This is a genomic window from Burkholderia sp. A2, assembly GCF_001729305.1.
In the GTDB taxonomy this organism is placed as follows: domain Bacteria; phylum Pseudomonadota; class Gammaproteobacteria; order Burkholderiales; family Burkholderiaceae; genus Burkholderia; species Burkholderia sola.
Genome location: NZ_LZXX01000057.1, coordinates 49851 through 67258 on the forward strand (window position 1 = coordinate 49851; position 17408 = coordinate 67258).

Annotated in this window: 15 protein-coding genes and 1 riboswitch; of the genes, 6 read left to right on the top strand and 9 right to left on the bottom strand. The window is 67.9% G+C overall.

What is annotated here, in order from left to right:
- Positions 1–101: 101 nt before the first annotated feature.
- Both A9Z05_RS04500 and thiC read right to left on the bottom strand, forming a co-directional pair.
- The gene (locus A9Z05_RS04500; RefSeq protein WP_011545020.1) at positions 102–314 is read right to left on the bottom strand and encodes a glycine zipper 2TM domain-containing protein; all 213 of its coding nucleotides are present in this window, start codon (positions 312–314) and stop codon (positions 102–104) included.
- A gap of 232 nt (positions 315–546) precedes the next feature.
- Positions 547–2478 carry a phosphomethylpyrimidine synthase ThiC gene (gene thiC / locus A9Z05_RS04505; RefSeq protein WP_060965798.1) on the bottom strand — a complete coding sequence of 644 codons (1932 nt, stop codon included), beginning with the start codon at positions 2476–2478 and terminating at the stop codon, positions 547–549.
- A 124-nt stretch (positions 2479–2602) separates the two neighbouring features.
- A riboswitch (TPP riboswitch) is annotated at positions 2603–2719 on the bottom strand.
- 270 nt (positions 2720–2989) lie between these two features.
- Between thiC and A9Z05_RS04510 the strand changes: the two genes are divergently transcribed.
- From A9Z05_RS04510 to A9Z05_RS04530, 5 genes are all read left to right on the top strand, one after another.
- Positions 2990–3247 carry a pentapeptide MXKDX repeat protein gene (locus tag A9Z05_RS04510; RefSeq protein ID WP_069617055.1) on the top strand — a complete coding sequence of 86 codons (258 nt, stop codon included), beginning with the start codon at positions 2990–2992 and terminating at the stop codon, positions 3245–3247.
- Positions 3248–3323: 76 nt separating this feature from the next.
- Positions 3324–3956, top strand: coding sequence for a cytochrome b/b6 domain-containing protein (locus A9Z05_RS04515; RefSeq protein WP_069617056.1), 633 nt, complete (start codon positions 3324–3326; stop codon positions 3954–3956).
- 27 nt (positions 3957–3983) lie between these two features.
- Entirely contained in the window at positions 3984–4772 is a 789-nt protein-coding gene (locus A9Z05_RS04520; protein WP_069617057.1) for a molybdopterin-dependent oxidoreductase, read from the top strand.
- Between the two features lie 524 nt (positions 4773–5296).
- A complete protein-coding gene (locus tag A9Z05_RS04525) occupies positions 5297–6949 on the top strand; it encodes an RICIN domain-containing protein (RefSeq protein WP_069617196.1) in 1653 nt (550 codons plus the stop codon).
- 292 nt (positions 6950–7241) lie between these two features.
- Positions 7242–8417, top strand: coding sequence for an EamA family transporter (locus tag A9Z05_RS04530; protein WP_069617058.1), 1176 nt, complete (start codon positions 7242–7244; stop codon positions 8415–8417).
- A gap of 21 nt (positions 8418–8438) precedes the next feature.
- Here the strand turns inward: A9Z05_RS04530 and A9Z05_RS04535 are convergent, their stop codons facing one another.
- The 7 genes from A9Z05_RS04535 to A9Z05_RS04565 all read right to left on the bottom strand — a co-directional run bounded on the left by A9Z05_RS04535 (position 8439) and on the right by A9Z05_RS04565 (position 15647).
- The gene (locus tag A9Z05_RS04535; protein ID WP_069617059.1) at positions 8439–9638 is read right to left on the bottom strand and encodes an MFS transporter; all 1200 of its coding nucleotides are present in this window, start codon (positions 9636–9638) and stop codon (positions 8439–8441) included.
- A gap of 172 nt (positions 9639–9810) precedes the next feature.
- Positions 9811–10635 carry a phosphodiesterase gene (locus tag A9Z05_RS04540; RefSeq protein ID WP_069617060.1) on the bottom strand — a complete coding sequence of 275 codons (825 nt, stop codon included), beginning with the start codon at positions 10633–10635 and terminating at the stop codon, positions 9811–9813.
- A gap of 83 nt (positions 10636–10718) precedes the next feature.
- Positions 10719–11750 carry an ABC transporter ATP-binding protein gene (locus tag A9Z05_RS04545; RefSeq protein ID WP_069617061.1) on the bottom strand — a complete coding sequence of 344 codons (1032 nt, stop codon included), beginning with the start codon at positions 11748–11750 and terminating at the stop codon, positions 10719–10721.
- A gap of 13 nt (positions 11751–11763) precedes the next feature.
- On the bottom strand, positions 11764–12666 hold the full coding sequence (locus tag A9Z05_RS04550; RefSeq protein WP_069617062.1) for an ABC transporter permease: 903 nt from the start codon (positions 12664–12666) through the stop codon (positions 11764–11766).
- A 10-nt stretch (positions 12667–12676) separates the two neighbouring features.
- The gene (locus tag A9Z05_RS04555) at positions 12677–13501 is read right to left on the bottom strand and encodes an ABC transporter permease (protein ID WP_069617063.1); all 825 of its coding nucleotides are present in this window, start codon (positions 13499–13501) and stop codon (positions 12677–12679) included.
- Between the two features lie 17 nt (positions 13502–13518).
- Positions 13519–14547, bottom strand: coding sequence for an ABC transporter substrate-binding protein (locus A9Z05_RS04560; protein WP_069617064.1), 1029 nt, complete (start codon positions 14545–14547; stop codon positions 13519–13521).
- A gap of 74 nt (positions 14548–14621) precedes the next feature.
- Positions 14622–15647 (bottom strand): substrate-binding domain-containing protein, encoded by a 1026-nt coding sequence (locus A9Z05_RS04565; RefSeq protein WP_069617065.1) that lies wholly within the window; start codon positions 15645–15647, stop codon positions 14622–14624.
- 906 nt (positions 15648–16553) lie between these two features.
- Between A9Z05_RS04565 and A9Z05_RS04570 the strand changes: the two genes are divergently transcribed.
- A complete protein-coding gene (locus A9Z05_RS04570) occupies positions 16554–17180 on the top strand; it encodes a flavin reductase family protein (RefSeq protein WP_069617066.1) in 627 nt (208 codons plus the stop codon).
- The last annotated feature ends 228 nt before the right edge of the window (positions 17181–17408 follow it).

The following is a 17408-nucleotide window of genomic DNA, read 5'->3' on the forward strand; positions in this document are numbered from 1 at the left end:
GCAGGACATACGAAAACGGCGCTTCCGCACCGCGGAAACGCCGTTGGACCGCCCGGCCCGCGGCCGGGCGACGACGCCCAACCGGCCGGTGTCGGGCCGGCTTACTTGCCGACCTGGTTACCGATGATGCCGCCGGCCGCCGCGCCGCCCAGCGTCGACAGCGCATTGCCGCCGATCGCCGCGCCGGCCACGCCGCCGACACCCGCTCCGATTGCCGTATCGCGCTGGCGTCGCGACATCGAATCGCAGGCCGACAGGCTGGCCACTGTCGCGACGAGGAGCGCGCATACCCCAAAACGCCGAATCGAATTCATGATCGTTGTCCTTGTGGTAGTGAACGGAAGGCGCACGACCGGCTGGCGGCCGTGCATGTCCCCAATCTACGCGCCGTCCCGCGCTACTGCTGTAAGGACTTGTTAAGGCTCGCGCGGTTTCGTAATCAATTGTTTCGCATCGGCCGGCAGGCACACGGCATGCGCAAAAAAGCCCGCTCGAAAGCGGGCTTCGCACATCGCGATACGAGCCGGCGCGGCCCGCTGCGCGCGCTTACTGACGATGGTAGATCTCGGCGCCCGTCTTCACGAACTCGACCGCCTTGACCTCCATCCCTTTCTTCAGCGCCTCGGTTTCCGACACGCCTTGCTGCGCCGCGAACTCGCGCACGTCCTGCGTGATCTTCATCGAGCAGAAATGCGGGCCGCACATCGAGCAGAAGTGCGCAACCTTCGCCGAATCCTTCGGCAGCGTCTCGTCGTGGAATTCGCGCGCCTTGTCCGGGTCGAGACCGATATTGAACTGGTCCTCCCAGCGGAACTCGAAGCGCGCCTTCGACAGCGCGTTGTCGCGCACCTGCGCGCCCGGGTGGCCCTTGGCCAGATCGGCCGCGTGCGCGGCGAGCTTGTACGTGATGATCCCTTCCTTCACGTCGTCCTTGTTCGGCAGGCCGAGGTGTTCCTTCGGCGTCACGTAGCACAGCATCGCGGTGCCGAACCAGCCGATCATCGCGGCGCCGATGCCCGACGTGATGTGGTCGTAACCCGGCGCGATGTCGGTGGTCAGCGGGCCGAGCGTATAGAACGGCGCTTCCTTGCACCAGTCGAGCTGGAGATCCATGTTCTCCTTGATCAACTGCATCGGCACGTGGCCGGGGCCTTCGATCATCACCTGCACGTCGTGCTTCCACGCGATCTGCGTGAGTTCGCCGAGCGTCTTCAGTTCGCCGAGCTGCGCTTCGTCGTTCGCATCGTAGATCGAGCCGGGACGCAGGCCGTCGCCGAGCGAGAAGCTCACGTCGTACGCCTTCATGATCTCGCAGATCTCTTCGAAGTGCTCGTACAGGAAGCTTTCCTTGTGATGCGCGAGGCACCACTTCGCCATGATCGAGCCGCCGCGCGACACGATGCCCGTCATCCGGTTCGCGGTGAGCGGCACGTACTGCAGGCGCACGCCCGCGTGGATCGTGAAATAGTCGACGCCTTGTTCGGCCTGTTCGATCAGCGTGTCGCGGAAGATTTCCCAGGTCAGGTCCTCGGCCTTGCCGTTGACCTTTTCGAGCGCCTGGTAGATCGGCACCGTGCCGATCGGCACCGGGCTGTTGCGGATGATCCACTCGCGCGTTTCATGGATGTGCTTGCCGGTCGACAGGTCCATCACCGTGTCGCCGCCCCAGCGGATCGCCCACGTCATCTTGTCGACTTCCTCGCCGATCGACGACGTGACGGCCGAGTTGCCGATGTTCGCGTTGATCTTCACGAGGAAGTTGCGGCCGATGATCATCGGCTCGGATTCCGGGTGGTTGATGTTGGCGGGGATGATCGCACGGCCGCGCGCGACTTCGTCGCGCACGAATTCCGGCGTGATCTCGGCCAGCGCGTTCGCGCCGAAGGCCGCGGCGCCGAACGCCTGGCCCGGGTGCTGGCGGCCCATCATCGCGGCGAGCTTCGCGCCGTTCGGGCCGCTCGACTTCAGGCTCTCGATGTATTCGGCGCGGCGCTGGTTCTCGCGGATCGCGATGTATTCCATTTCCGGCGTGATGATGCCCTGACGCGCGTAGTGCATCTGCGTGACGTTCTTGCCGGGCTGCGCGCGGCGCGGGTTGCGGTGCAGGCCCGGGAAGCGCAGGTCGGCCGTGGCCGGGTCGGCCGCGCGCTCGAGGCCGTACTGGCTCGACAGGCCGGGGAGCACCTCGGTGTCGCCGCGCGCTTCGATCCAGCGCTGGCGCAGTGCGGGCAGGCCCGCGCGGATGTCGATCTTCGCGTCCGGATCGGTGTAGGGGCCCGACGTGTCGTACACGTAGATCGGCGGATTCTTCTCGCCGCCGAAGCCGGTCGGGGTGTCGGCCTGCGTGATCTCGCGCATCGGCACGCGGATGTCGGGCTGCGAGCCGGTTACATAAACCTTTCGCGAATTGGGCAGCGGCGCGACGGCGGCGGCGTCGACATGGGCGTCGGCAGACAGAAACTTCGGATTGGCGTTCATGCAATCTCCTGTGCGGGCGCCGGACAGGCGCGTCGGCGCTTGCCCGGAGCCCTTGACGAATGTGGGGCTCGAGCTAAGCAGGAGACGAGGCTTGGTGAGGCGGCGGATTTCGTCAGAAGGATGGCGGCGAAATCCGTACGCTTCCCTGCGCTGGCATTATCCAGATCAGGTTCAAAGGGTATTTCTCACCCGCAATGCCGGTTGTTTGACCGAACGCATTGCAGGACCCCCGCGTTAGCAAGGGCACACGATACACCGGCTTGGCGGTGGTTTCAACCGGGTGCGAAGCCGACGTCGGCGGGCAGCGGGGGGCGCGGACGCCGACGCGCATTGCGGTGCGCTGCAGCAGGCGCTGCCGTCTGCCCGCCGTGTCACCCGGGACAGAAGGGGCGGGCGGTGCAGCATTTCCGTCCGTTGTTTCCTGCTTCGAAAAAAATTTTCGACATCGCTGTCATTTCCTGCGGCGTCCTCCGTCTATTCGGCTCCCAAACCCATGTATCGGAGAGATGTCATGAAAAACGTATTCCTTGCCGCCTGTGTCGCCGCACTCGCCACGATCGCAACGGGCGCCCATGCGCAGAACGATGCGATGTCGAAGGACGGCATGTCGATGTCGAAAGACGCGATGGGCCACGACGCGATGGCGAAGGACGGCGCGATGAAGAAGGACGGCATGAAGAAGCATGAGATGAAGAAGGATGCGATGGGCCACGACGCGATGAAGAAGGGCGACGCGATGAAGAAGAACGCCATGAGCCCGTCGAACTGACGAATGCGTGCGGGGCGCGGCCGGCCGGTCATCGGCGCGCGTCGCGTCCCGTCGCACCATTGCGGGAGTCATCATCATGCAAACGGTTCCTGTCACGGATCGCACGAGCGCGCCGCCGCCCGCACCGACGATCCATCCGCGGTGGGTGCGCGCGAGCCACTGGCTCAACGCGCTCGCGGCGATCCTGATGGCGCTGTCCGGCTGGCGCATCTACGACGCGTCGCCGATCTATCCGTCGTTCACGTTCGCGCACGGCATCACGCTCGGCGGCTGGCTCGGCGGCGCGCTGCAATGGCATTTCGCGGCGATGTGGCTGCTGGTCGGCAACGGGCTGTTCTATCTCGCGATGTCGATCGCGACGGGGCGCTTCGCACGCAAGCTGCTGCCCGTGACGCCCGCGTCGGTGTGGCGCGACGTGCGCGCCGCGCTCGGCGGGCGGCTGTCGCACGACGACCTGAGCGTCTACAACGCGGTGCAGCGTGCCGCGTACCTGACCGCGATCGTCGATCTCGTCGTCCTGGTGCTGTCGGGGCTCACGATCTGGAAATCGGTGCAATTTCCGCTGCTGCGCGAGCTGTTCGGCGGTTACGACAACGCGCGCATCGTGCACTTCTGGGCGATGGCGCTGCTGGTCGCATTCGTAGCCGTCCACGTCGCGATGGCGTTGCTGGTGCCGCGCTCGCTGCTCGCGATGCTGCGCGGCCGCTGACCCGCTTCGCGGGCGAAGGAAATCATCATGTCGGAATCCGAAAAACCCCGCGGCGAGCCGCGCTGGACGCTCGACCGGAAATCGCTCGAACTCGACGTGCGCCGCGAACTCGAGATGCCGTCGCGACGGCTGTTCAACCGGCGCGTGCTGACGCTCGGCGGCCTCGCGATGCTGACCGGCTGCACGCTGCAGGACGACGCATCGGTCAACACGTTCCTCGAGAAAGTGTCGCGCATGAACGATCGCGTGCAGGCGTGGCTGTTCAACCCGAACCAGCTCGCGCCGACCTATACCGAAGCCGACATCACGCGGCCGTTTCCGTTCAACGCGTATTACGGGATCGACGAAGTACGGCACGTCGACGAGTCGACCTACCGCCTCGTGCTGTCCGGCCGTGTAACGGGCAAGCGCGTGTGGACGCTCGACGAGCTTCGCGCGCTGCCGCACGCCGAGCAGATCACGCGACACATCTGCGTGGAAGGGTGGAGCGCGATCGGCCGCTGGGGCGGCACGCCGTTCGGCGCATTCCTCGCGCGCGCCGGCGCGGACACGCAGGCGAAATACGTCGGCTTCAAGTGCGCCGACGACTACTACGAAAGCATCGACATGCCGACCGCGCTGCATCCGCAGACGCTGCTCGCATTCGAGTACGACGGTCACCCACTGCCGCCCGAGTACGGTTTCCCGATGAAGCTGCGGATGCCGACCAAGCTCGGCTACAAGAACCCGAAGCACATCATGGAAATCTTCGTGACCGATACGTTCCCCGGCGGCTACTGGGTCGATCAGGGCTACAACTGGTTCGGCGGATCGTAGGCGTCGCGCACGCGGGCCGCTTGCTCGCCAGGACGACCGGTCGGCGCTACCGGGCAGGCATCGAGAATCGGCGATTCAAGGCGGGCGCCGATGATGCCTGCCGTGCGGCCGCTCTACGCTCGTGACGGCTCACGCGATTGCCGTGGCTTTGCGCAGGAATACCGAAACGAGGTTCGTACATATTTACGAATTTCGTACATGTCTCATTGTCCGCGAAGTGCCTTGAATCTAGCATTGGCCTTCCGCGGTCGCGACGCGTTCGCACCAGCCGCCTGTGCCGTGCTCATTGCCGCGGCATTCCTCCATTTCTTTATGCACTGCGAATCGAAGCCCGAGCCGGCGTGCCCGGGCTGGTCGGTTCGCGCGCGGATTCCCTGTCCAATAATGGGTCATCGAACATGAGTCTTGTCGTATTTCGGCGTGGGTGGTCGTTCAGTTTGCTTTGCGTGGTCGCGAGTGTGACGTTGTCGGCGTGCGGAGGGGGGGATTCCGACTCGCCCGCCGTGGTCGCGCAGGAAAAGGAAGTGCCGCAGGAGCAAGAGGTCGTTGCGGATACCGTCGCGGTATCCGACGAGCCGGGAGCGCCTCCGGATCCGGTGTACCCGCAGTCGCCGGAGCCGCCGCCGGTACCTCATCCGCCGGAGAAGGAAGCGCCGCCTGCGCCAAAACCGCCCGAGACGGAAGAACCGCCTGCGCCGAAACCGCCCGAGACGGAAGAACCGTCGCCGCCCGATCCGCCCGCACCGGTCGACACGAGCCTCGCCATCAGGAACCACGCAGCCGGTGAGAACCTTTGCCTGTCCGTTTCGACAAGCAACGGCACGGATGTCGGGTTCGACGCGTGTTCGGGAGCCGACGCGCAGCGCTGGCGGATGGTGCAGGCCGGCAACGGCTATTTCAGGGTGAAGAACGTGCTCGCCGAATCGCAGGGCCGGGGCGTCTGCCTGCGCGCGGCCCCGTCGAACCCGGGCACGGTCAACATGTGGCCGTGCGACGGCACGGACTATCCGACGACGCGGATGTGGCGCGCGGACGTCGACATGAGCGGCTCGTTCACGATGCGCAACAAGCACTGGTCGGATGTCGGCAGGGGCGCGTCGCTGCAAGCGACGGACCGCACGCTCGCCATGCTGCCGGCCGCCGAACAGCCAGCCGCATACTGGACCTACGATGGCGAATTGCCGTCGCCGATGCGAATCGTGACGGGCGATCGCCGGGTGCTGCTGATGTCCGCGCACTTCACGGGCCAGACGGCGAATCCTGCCGAGCCGATTCGCAAGGCCGTGTTTGGTGACGGCGCGAGTTACGGTTCGCTCGCGCACTATGTCGGATTGGCGTCGCGCGGCAAGCTGACGCTCGGCGGCAGGATGCTGGAGGACGTCGATCTCGGCGCATTCCCGGCCGGCTGCAATTCGGGCGCCATCCTCGAGCGGGCGAGGGCCGCCGCGCGGGTGCGAGGCGTCGATCCCGGCGCGTTCGACTACCTGTTCGTCGATTTCCCGTACTCGAGCGAATGCAAGTTCGCCGGACTGGCGGCGCGGCCGGGGCAATGGATTCTGTCGAACGGCTCGGGCCACGCGTACTGGATGTGGGCGCACGAATTCGGTCACGGGCTGGGCGCGGGGCATCCCGATTCGCTGCGTAATTGCCCGATCGAGGGCGGCGCCGTCATGCTCGGCGGCGGCTGCGCGAAGGGTGGCATCGACGATCCGGCCGATACGGTGGGCGGTGGCGGCCGGCGCATGTATCCCGTCGATTACCAGCTGTTCGCGGGGTGGCTTGACGAGGCCGACGTGCCGCTGCTCGTCAAGCCGGGCACGTACCGCCTCGCGCCGCTCTGGAGTGCACTGCCGGGCAAGCAGGGCTATCGCCTGCCGCGCGGCGACGGCTCCTACCTGCTGCTCGAATTCCGTCGTCCGCGGGGGGCGAAGGGCACGTACGAGGACTGGCCCGACACGTCGCCGTTCGTCAATGGCGTGGCCGTGCGGATCGTCCGCTATCCGGGCAGCGGTATTCAGAACACGCTCGTCGATGCGACGCCGGGCAGCAAGGACGGCATGAAGGATGCGCCGTTGATGCCGGGCAAGTCGCTCGTCGACACGGTGTCCGGGCAGCGCATCACCGTGCAGTCGGCCGACGATGGCGGCGCGGTGGTGCAGGTCGAGATGGTTCGTTAGCCGAGCGCCGTGCCGGCCCCGGTGTCGCGCCGAAACGTCAGTCGACAAGCTTTCAGGCGGGGCGCCCGCTTCCTTTCGAATCCTTGATGCCATAATGCCAGGCGTGCGCAGCCGCAGCGGTTGCGCACTTTTTTCCTCTGCCGCCGGTCCCGCCGGTTTACTTCGTCGCCGTTCGCACTGTCATGTCGTTCCGCACGCTTGCCCCCGCTGTCCTGGCCCCGTCCGGGCCATTTGCCGGTTGTCCCGGCGTCTTTAAGCGGGGCACGCGGCGCGCCGCGCGGGCAGGCTGACGATGGGCCCGCTCGATCGATTCCTCGATTTCTTCGCCCGCCATCCGCTGCGCCTGCCGCAAAGCCGCGGCGGGCGCGTGGCGCTGGCGCTCGTCTTCATCTATTTCGTCTGGGGTTCGACCTACAGCGGGCTGCATTTCGCGCTGCAGTCGTTCCCGCCGCTGCTGCTGTCGGGGCTGCGCAACCTGCTCGGCGGGATCGGCCTGTTCATCTTCGCGCTGCGGCGCAAGCCCGAATGGCCGACGCTGCTGGAAATCCGCAACTCGGCGATCGTCGGCACGATGCTCGTCGCGCTGTCGTCCGGCACGATCGCGCTCGGCATGCGCACGGTCAGCAGCGGGTCGGCCGCGGTGATGGTCGCCACGGTGCCGCTGTTCGCGACCGTGATCGCGGCGGTCGCCGGGCGGCCGGTGACCAAGGGCGAATGGGCGGCCGTCGCGCTCGGGATGGTCGGCATCGTCGTGCTGAATTCGGGCGGTTCGGCCGCCTCGAACTCGGCGCTCGGCACGATTTGCGTGCTGGCCGGCGCGCTATTCTGGGCGGGCGGCGCGCATCTCGCGACGCGGCTCAAGCTGCCGTCCGACCTGTTCCTGTCGACGTCGCTGCAGATCGGCCTCGGCGGCCTGATGTCGACGATCGTCGCGTGGCTGCTCGGCGAACGCGTCGAACAGCTGGCAGTCGGGCCGGTGTTCGCGTTCGTGTACCTGATGGTGTTCTGCACGATGGCCGCGTACGTCGCGTACGGCTACCTGATCCGCCACACGAGCCCGATCATCGCAAGCAGCTGCATGTACGTGAACCCGATCGTCGCGGTCGCGCTCGGTGCGCTGCTGCTGGGCGAGCCGGTGACGATGGCGACGGTCGTCGCGACCGTCGCGATCCTCGGCAGCGTCGGGTTGTCGTTCGTGTTCGATCCGGCGCGCCGGCCGGCCGCCGCCGCCGCGGCTGCCAGTTCGCCGGCCGTGGCGGCCGAGCAGGCGGCGACGGCGGACGCTTCTGCTGTCGCCGAGCCGATCGCCACGCCGGATGCGGCGCCCATCCTCGCGCCGTCCGCCGTCCCGCTCGCGGTGCCGACGCCCGCGGCGGTGATGGATCCCGCCGCGGTGATCGACCCGGCCCCGGCGTTCGCGCCGCCGCCCGCCACCGCCGAGACGGCCGCCTCGCGCACCGACGCGTGACGCAGCGGCGGCCGGCCGCGCTCAGCCGCGCCGGCCGCCGCGATGGTGGGACCAGCCGGCGAGCGCGGTAAACAGCAGGCCGGCCGCGCACATGCCGGTCCAGCCGAACGCGCGCCATGCGGCGACGCCGACCGACGAGCCGAGCGCGCCGCCGATGAAATAGCACACCATGTACACCGTGTTCACGCGGCTGCGCGCCTCCGGCTTCAGCGCATAGATGCGCGACTGGTTCGAGATCTGCGCGGCCTGTACGCCCACGTCGAGCACGATCACGCCGATCACGAGCCCGACGAGGCTCGAACCCGACAACGCGAAGATCACGAACGACTGCGCGAGCAGCGCGATCGCGAGCGAGATGACTGCGCGCGGGCCGCGTGTGTCCGCGGAGCGGCCCGCATACGGTGCGGCGAGCGCGCCCGCGGCTCCGACGATTCCGAACAGGCCGGCTGCCTGCGGGCCGAGATGGAACGGCGCGCCGGCGAGCAGCAGCGTGAGCACCGGCCAGAACGCGCTGAACGCCGCGAACAGCGCGGCGCCCGTCAGCGATGCCTCGCGCAGCCCGCGCAGTTCGGCGGCCAGATGCCACATCGAGCCGAGCAGCTTGCCGTACGACAACGTCGACGTCGGCGAGCTGCGCGGCAGCCGCAGCACGATCACGACGGCGAGCGCGACGAGCGCCGCGACCGAGGCGGCGAACACCGCGCGCCAGCCGAAATACTCGGCGACGAAGCCGGCGGCGGTACGCGCGAGCAGGATGCCGAGCAGCAGGCCGCTCATCACGGTGCCGACCGCGTGGCCGCGTTCGGCCGGCGGCGCGATTTCGGCGGCGAACGGCACGGCCTGCTGCGCGATGGTCGCGAGGATGCCGATCGCGAGGCTCGCGAACGCGAGTACGACGAGCGACGGCGCGGCGGCCGCCGCGATCAGCGCGATCGACAGCCCGGCGATCTGCAGCAGGATCAGCCCGCGGCGATCGAAGCGGTCGCCGAGCGGCGCGAGCAGGAACATGCCGGCCGCATAGCCGAGCTGCGTCGCGGTCGGTACCACGCCGATCCATGACGCGCCGTCCGGAAAGGACGCGCGGAAGCTGTCGAGCAACGGCTGGTTGTAATAGATGTTCGCGACCGAGACGCCCGCGATCGTCGCGAGCAGCAACAGCAGGCCGCGCGAATAGTGGGGCGAGGGGGCGTCGGTCGGACGGTCGGTGGAGGCGGTGGACATGGCGGCGGCAACGGAGTGGGCGGCGCGGCAGGCGGCGCACGCATCGGGTGCGCAGTCAGGCCGGGCGCCGGTCGAGGCTGCCGATCATACCGGAGCGACGCGAATCCTGCCGGCGGCATAACCGGCATAACCGGCATAACCGGCCGCCCGTCACGGTACGCGCTTCACGTCGTCAGTCGACCAGCTCGCCCGTCGGCTCGTAGAACGGATACGGTCCCGCGCCTTCGTCCACATAGACGTGATGCGACATCATCCCCGTATCGGGTGCATGACGATGAACCGCGAATGCCGGCGGTTCGAGCCGAAACGCGGACGGCCCATCAACTCGCAAGTCGAATGCGACCTGGTGCGCGGGCGATGGCACCGCGCACGCGAGCGTGCCGCCGAAGCGTGTGAACATCGTGCGGTGCACGTGACCGCAGAGCACGCGCTCGACGTTCGGATGGCCGCGCAGCAGCGCATCGAGTTTCGCGGCGGCGGCGGGCGCGAGACGCAGCTTGTCCATGTGCCCGATGCCGGACGCAAACGGCGGGTGATGCAGCGCGACGATCACCGCCCGGTCGCGCGCGGCGTCGAGCTGCGCGGCGAGCCACGCGAGCCGGGCGTCGCACAGGTCGCCGTGGCTCGCGCCCGGCACCTGCGAATCGAGCGCGAGCACGCGCACCGCGCCGACGTCGAGCGCGTACTGCACGAATTCGCCGTCCTGCAGCTCGGCACGATCGCCGAACGCGCGGCGCAAACCGGCGCGGTCGTCGTGATTGCCGATCATCAGGTAATACGGAATCTCGAGCGCGTCGAGCAGCCCGCGCAGGTTGCCGTACTCTTCGTCGTGGCCGAAGTCGGTCAGGTCGCCGGTGACGAGCACGGCGTCGGGGCGCGGCACGAGGGCGTTCAGTTTCTCGACGCAGCGCGCGAGCGCGGCCGCCGTGTCGACGCGCCGGTACGCGAGCTGGCCCGGCCGCTTGATGTGGAGATCGCTGATTTGAGCAAGCAGCATCGTCGTTCCTCGGAATCGTCGGGTTGTTGTCGCGGCCGCGTGCGCCGCGTGGGGTGCTGCCTGGATGATGCCGGATCGACGGCTTACGCGCCGAGCGCGATCAGGCCTTCCGGCGCGATCGTGAGGCCGACCGCCGTGCCGCGCGCGAGCGCGATGCGGCCCGGCACGTCGATCACGAGCGCGTCGGGCGCCGCATGCTCGATCGTGAGCCGCGTGCGTTCGCCGAGGAACGCGCACGCGCCGACCGCGCCGCGCAGCGGCGCATGCGCGGGATCGGCGAGCTGCGCATCCTCGGGGCGGAAGAACCACTCGTCGGCCGCATGCGGCGTAACGATCGCGCCGCCGGTCGTTTCGAGCGCGCCGTCGCGCCACTGGCCCGCCAGCCGGTTCAGCGTGCCGATGAACTGCGCGACCGTGCGGTTCGCGGGCTGGTAGTAGATCTCGCGCGGCGTGCCGATCTGCTCGATGCGGCCCGCGCCCATCACGACGATCCGGTCGCCGAGCTCCATCGCTTCGGCCTGGTCGTGCGTCACGTAGACGGTCGTCACGCCGAGCTCGCGCAGCAGCGCGTTCATGTCGCGGCGCAGCACGTCGCGCAGCTTCGCGTCGAGCGCGGTCAGCGGTTCGTCGAGCAGCAGCACGCGCGGCCGCACCGCGAGCGCGCGCGCCAGCGCGACACGCTGGCGCTGGCCGCCCGACAGTTGGTCGACCGGTTTGTCCGCATGTGCGTCGAGCCGCATCATCGCGAGCAGTTCGTCGACGCGTTCGCGCAGCGCACGCGGCTCGGTCTTGCGGATCTTCAGCCCGTAGCCGACGTTGCCGCGCACCGTCAGGTTCGGAAACAGCGCGTAGTTCTGGAACACCATGCCGACTTGCCGGCGCTCGATCGGCAGTGCGGTGACGTCGTCGTCGCCGAACGCGATCGTGCCGCCGGCGTCCGGCGTGTCGAGGCCCGCGATCAGGCGCAGCGTGGTGGTCTTGCCGCAGCCCGACGGCCCGAGCAGCACGAGCGTTTCGCCTGCGCCGATCGACAGGTCGAGCGGTTCGAGCACGCGTGTGCCGCGGAACGTCTTTGCGCAGCCGGTCAGGGTAATGGGAGTGGAATCGAGTTTCATGTCTACGAAAATTTCAGCGCGGGCGCTTTTTGAGCGCGCGCGTACCGGACGGATCGACGCCAAGCCACTGCATCGCGACGAGCAGCGGCAGCGTCATCAGCAGGAACAGGATCGTGTACGCGCTGCCGACTTCGAGGCGCAGCGATGCATAGGTATCGGCGAGCCCGACCGGCAGCGTCTTGGTGTCGGGCGTATGCAGCATCCACGTGAGGTTGAACTCGCCGATCGACAGCGTGAGCACCGCGAGCGCACCGGCGACGATGCCCGGCCGCAGGTTCGGCAGCACGATCGTGACGAAGCGCGTGACGAACGACGCGCCGAGGCTCGCCGCGCCTTCCTCGAGCGTGCGCAGGTCGGCGCCGGCCGCAACCGCTGCGACCGCGCGCACCATGAACGGCAGCGTGAACACGACGTGGCCGACGACGATGAACCACAGGCTCATCCGGAACGCGGTGAAGCCGCCGTACACGACCAGCAGCGCGAGCGCCGAAGCCAGCCCCGGCAGCGCGACCGGCAGCACGAGCGCTTCCTCGATCGCACGCGCGATGCGGCCCTTGCTGCGCGCGAGCGCATAGCCGGCCGGCACGCCGACGACGAGCGCGATCGCGAGCGTCGCGAACGCGACGTAGAGCGACAGCGCGACCGAGCCGTGATACTGCTGCCACACCTGTTCGAGCCAGCGCAGCGTGAGGCCGCTCGACAGGCCGCGGAAATAGTTGACGGTCAACCCCGCGAGCACCGACATCACGACGGGCACGATCAGGAACGCGCACAGCAGCAGCGTGACGCCCCATTGGAGCGCGGCGATCGCCCGCGCGCCGGCGACGCGCGGCGCATGCCGGGCGGCGCGTGCCGGGTGCAACGGAGCTGGAGCGGGTGCCGGCGACGGCGCGGAAGAGCCGGAAAGCGATTGCATGCGTAAATCCTCAGGCCGCGGCGGCGGCGGTGTGACCGGTGAAGCGGCGCGCGAGCGCGAGCACGGCCCAGGTGACGATGCCGAGCACGATCGACAGGCCGGCCGCCGTCGCGATGTTCGCGTTCAGCGTGAACTCGGTATAGATCGTCATCGGCAGCACGTTCAGGTCGGTGGCGAGCGTGAACGCTGTGCCGAACGCGCCCATCGCGGTCGCGAAGCAGATCGCGCCGGCCGCGATCAGGCCCGGCGCGAGCGCGGGCAATACGATGTCGACGAAGATCCGCCACGGCGACGCGCCGAGCGAACGCGCGGCTTCCTCGAGCGACGCGTCGAGCTTCGACGCGGCCGCGATCACGGTGACGATCACGCGCGGAATCGAGAAGTACAGGTAGCCGATGAACAGGCCGGCCACCGAATACGCGAACACGAATTTGTCGCCGGTGAGCTTCGCCGACAGCATGCCGATCAGCCCCTGGCGTCCGGCGAGCATGATCACCATGAAGCCGACGACGACACCCGGGAACGCGAGCGGAAACGTCAGCAGCGCGAGCAGCACGCGCTTGCCGGCGAATTCGCGGCGCGCGAGCAGGAGGCCCGAGATCGTCGACAGCGCGAGCGTCACGAGCGTGACGCCCGCGGACAGCGCAACCGTCTCGCCGAGGCTCTTCATGTAGCGCGCATTGCCGAGCAGCGCCGCGTAGTGCGAGAAGAAGGCGCCGTCGGCGGATACCTGCACGAGCGAAGCCATCGGCAGCAGCCAGAACGCGGCGAATACCGCCAGCGCCGGCGCGACGAGCGCGATGCGCCAGCGCAGCGGAAAAGTCAGGTCGAGCATCGGTTGCGTCCCGCGGCTTACTGCATGATCTGCAGGTACTGCTGGCCGAACGCCTGCTGGCCGGCCGCCATCTTGCCGAAGTCGACCGGTTTCGCCCGCGCGTATTCGCTCGCCGGCAGGAACTTCGCGGCGATGTCGGCGCCGAGCGTCTGCGCGCGCACCGGGCGCAGGTAGGCGTTGGCCCACAGTTTCTGGCCTTCGTCGGACAGCACGAAGTCGAGCACCTTCTTGCCGTTCGCATCGTGCGGCGCGCCTTTCACGAGGCTCATCACGTACGGCACCGCGATCGTGCCTTCCTTTGGAATCACGAACTCGACGTTCGCGTTGTCCTTGTATTTCGCGCGATACGCATCGAAGTCGTAGTCGAGCAGGATCGGAATCTCGCCGGACAGCACGCGCGCATAGGCTGTCTGCTTCGGCACGATCGGCGCGTTCGCCTTCAGCTTGCGGAACCAGTCGAGGCCCGGCTTGAAGTTGTCGAGGCTGCCGCCGAGCGCCTGGTTGACGGCGACCGCGCCCGCATAGCCGACGAACGCGCTCGACGGATCGAGATAGCCGACCATGCCCTTGTATTCGGGCTTCAGCAGGTCGGCCCACGAACGCGGCACCGGCTTGCCGTCGAGCGCGTCCTTGTTCACGAAGAAGCCGAGCGTGCCCGAGTGGATCGCGAACCAGTAGCCTTGCGGGTCCTTCAGGTTCGCGGGGATGTCGTTCCAGTGCGCGGGCTTGTACGGCGCGATCACGCCCTTGTCCTTCGCCTGGAACGCCGACGACACGCCGAGGTAGACGACGTCGGCCACCGGGCTCTTCTGCTCGGCGATCAGCTGCGCGATCGCCTGGCCGGAGTTCTTGTTGTCGGACGGCACGCGGATGCCGGTCTTCTGCTTGATCGCGGCGATCTGCGCGGCCCAGTCGGCCCATTCGGGCGGGCAGTTGTAGCAGATCGCCGTTTCGTCGGCATGGGCTGCGGGGGCGCCGGCGACGAGCGCGGCAAAGGCGAGCGGCGCGGCAAGCGCGCGCAGCAGCGAGGTCAGGCGAAAGGACACGGTGAATCTCCGGGCGAGTAGGGTGGCGCTGGTGTGGTGTGGTGATCGGTGTGCGTGGCGCGCGTGTGTTGCGATCAGGCCTTGCGCAGGTGCAGGTCGGTGGCCGGCGGTGCGATCGTCGCGCCGTCGCGCACCGCATGCGGCAGGATCGTCGACGTGCGGTCGATCGCGGCGCCGCCGATGCATTCGACGAGACGCTGCCACGCGTGGCGGCCGATGTCGCGGTTCGGCGTCGCGACGCTCGCGAGCGGCGGCGCAAGCAGCTCGCCGATCGCGATTCCGTCGAAGCCGAGCACCGACAGGTCGTCGGGAATCGAGAAACCCGCGCGGCGCAGGCCGCGCATCACGACCATCGCGAGCAGGTCGTTGCTGCAGAAGAGGGCGGTCGGGCGCGTGGCGTGCGCGGTCAGATGCGCGAGCACCGCATCGGGCAGCTCGGGTGCATTGAAGTCGACTTCGACGGGCGGCAGCGGCGCCACGCCGGCTTCCTCCAGCGCCTGCGCATAACCGAGATGACGCTGGCGCGCCCGGTCCGACGCGGCGAGCGAACCGGCCAGCATCAGCACGCGGCGATGGCCGTGCGCGGTCAGCCGTTGCACGCCGTCATACGCGGCAAGGCGGTTGTCGACCGACACCGACGGACGGCGCTGCGTGTCGTTGTGCATCAGCACGTAATGCGGGCCGTCGCGGTCGAGCATGTCGAGCAGCGGATGCGTGTCCGCATCGGCGACGGTGAGGATCAGCCCTTCGACGCGCTGTTCGCGCAGCGTCTCGATCGCATGACGCTCGCGCGCCGCGTCGTATTCGGTCGTCATCAGGATCAGCTTGAAACCGGCCGCGGTCGCGAGTTCGTCGATGCCTTGCAGACAGTCGGCGAACACGGGGTTCGACAGCGTCGGCACGACGACGCCGACGAGCCGCGTGCGCTCGCCGCGCAGTTGCCGGCCGAGCGGGCTCGGGCGGAACTGCAGCGTGTCGATGGCGGTGCGGATCGTCTGCAGCGTGGCGGGGCTGACGGTATGCGGCGCGTTGATCGCACGCGAAACGGTGGCGATCGAGAAGCCCGCGAGGGCGGCGACGTCCTTGATGGTCGAGGTCATGAAGTCATGCGATGTAAACGTTTTCGGCCGGGGAATTATCGAAAACGTTTGTGACTTCGCGATGACGCACGCGACGCTTGTTTCGCGAAAAGCACGACACAAATGTCAGACGGTTGAGGTCGTCGGACGACGCGCGGTCGATTGTATCGGGGCAGGTCGCGGCGCGGGACGAAATCGGCGGGCCGTGGGGTGTCGGTGCGGTATCGGCGTCGAACGCCGGGGAGCAAGCGACGCGATGACGGCCGGTATCGCGATGCGGCGCGGCGGAATAAGGGAACGCATGCGCAAGCAATGGTAGAATCGCGTCCGCCCTCTTGCCGGGGTGATGAAATTGGTAAACATAGCGGACTTAAACGATTGAGTGCCCGGTCGGAAACGGTCGGTGCAGAACCCTTCAAATTCGGCGAAACCCCTGATGTGTGCATCGAGGCAACGCCGAGCCAAGCCTCGCGGCATCCGCGAGGAAGGTGTAGAGACTAGACGGGGGGCGCCTAAGGCGCACGGGCAGCGGTCACGCCCGCGCGCGACGGTGAAGGCATAGTCCAGCGCACGAACGGTTCGCGCACGCGACGCCGGCTTTGAAAGAAGCAGTGTGACGAAAATCCGCCGCCTTAACTGGCTTGCCGGTTCGAGTCCGGTCCCCGGCACCATCGATTGCGTTGATGCGACGCGATTCGATTCGACGAAGGCGTAAAAAACCCGCGAGAAATGCAGCGCTCGCGGGTTTTTTATTGGGCGCACGCACATGCAGCGGCACGCCCGCGCGGCTCGCGATGCGCTTCACTGCGCAGAAAACCGCGCCATGTGATACTGGCACGCACGTCGCACCGGACGCCTGCGTCGCCACGGCCAACGCGTTCCGCTGACAGCCTCCCTCATCGTTTGCGTCTCGCAAGACCACCCGTCATGACCGACTCGACCCATCACTATTACGAACCGTCGCAAGGCCACGGCCTGCCGCACGACCCGTTGAACGCGATCATCGGACCGCGCCCGATCGGCTGGATTTCATCCCGCGGCAGCGACGGCACGCTGAACCTCGCGCCGTACAGCTTCTTCAACGCGTTCAACTATCGGCCGCCGATCATCGGCTTTTCGAGCACCGCCGCGAAGGACAGCGTGCGCAACGTGCAGGAGACCGGCGAGTTCGTGTGGAACCTCGCGACGCGCGATCTGGCCGAGCGGATGAACCAGACCTGCGCCGCCGTGCCATACGACGTAAACGAGTTCGAACTCGGCGGCCTGACTGCGGTGCCGTCACGGCTCGTCGACGTGCCGCGTGTCGCGGAAAGCGGCGTGAACTTCGAATGCAAGGTGACCGACGTGATCCGGCTGCGCGATCATCGCGGCGTCGAAACGCCGGCCACGCTGGTGCTGGGCGAGGTCGTCGCGGTTCATATCCGCCATGACTTGCTGAAGGACGGCATCTTCGACACGTTCGGCGCGGGCATCATTCTTCGCGCGGGCGGCCCGTCGGCCTATGTGCACGTGACGCCCGACAGCCGCTTCGACCTCTTCCGTCCCGACGCGTGATCGATCGCGCGCCGCAGCAGGCAGGCAAACCACGCGCACAGGCACCCGCACCCGACGCAAGACCTCGCGAAGATCCAGGATTTCGCGAGGTCTTTGGCTTCGTACCCTCACACGATCGGGACACGCCGATCCGTTCGCGCCCCCGAGGCCCGCTCTTCGCCGGCCCGGCGACCCTGCACCACAGCAAACCCGTCCCGCGCCGACTCCCCGCCGCACTCACGCGCCGCC

Coding starts and splice junctions, on each gene's coding strand:
- A9Z05_RS04535 (WP_069617059.1), bottom strand. CDS start 9,638: ATGTCCACCGCCTCCACCGACCGTCCGACCGACGCCCCCTCGCCCCAC.
- A9Z05_RS04555 (WP_069617063.1), bottom strand. CDS start 13,501: ATGCTCGACCTGACTTTTCCGCTGCGCTGGCGCATCGCGCTCGTCGCG.
- A9Z05_RS04530 (WP_069617058.1), top strand. CDS start 7,242: ATGGGCCCGCTCGATCGATTCCTCGATTTCTTCGCCCGCCATCCGCTG.
- A9Z05_RS04520 (WP_069617057.1), top strand. CDS start 3,984: ATGTCGGAATCCGAAAAACCCCGCGGCGAGCCGCGCTGGACGCTCGAC.
- A9Z05_RS04550 (WP_069617062.1), bottom strand. CDS start 12,666: ATGCAATCGCTTTCCGGCTCTTCCGCGCCGTCGCCGGCACCCGCTCCA.
- A9Z05_RS04540 (WP_069617060.1), bottom strand. CDS start 10,635: ATGCTGCTTGCTCAAATCAGCGATCTCCACATCAAGCGGCCGGGCCAG.
- A9Z05_RS04510 (WP_069617055.1), top strand. CDS start 2,990: ATGAAAAACGTATTCCTTGCCGCCTGTGTCGCCGCACTCGCCACGATC.
- A9Z05_RS04565 (WP_069617065.1), bottom strand. CDS start 15,647: ATGACCTCGACCATCAAGGACGTCGCCGCCCTCGCGGGCTTCTCGATC.
- A9Z05_RS04570 (WP_069617066.1), top strand. CDS start 16,554: ATGACCGACTCGACCCATCACTATTACGAACCGTCGCAAGGCCACGGC.
- thiC (WP_060965798.1), bottom strand. CDS start 2,478: ATGAACGCCAATCCGAAGTTTCTGTCTGCCGACGCCCATGTCGACGCC.
- A9Z05_RS04500 (WP_011545020.1), bottom strand. CDS start 314: ATGAATTCGATTCGGCGTTTTGGGGTATGCGCGCTCCTCGTCGCGACA.
- A9Z05_RS04545 (WP_069617061.1), bottom strand. CDS start 11,750: ATGAAACTCGATTCCACTCCCATTACCCTGACCGGCTGCGCAAAGACG.
- A9Z05_RS04515 (WP_069617056.1), top strand. CDS start 3,324: ATGCAAACGGTTCCTGTCACGGATCGCACGAGCGCGCCGCCGCCCGCA.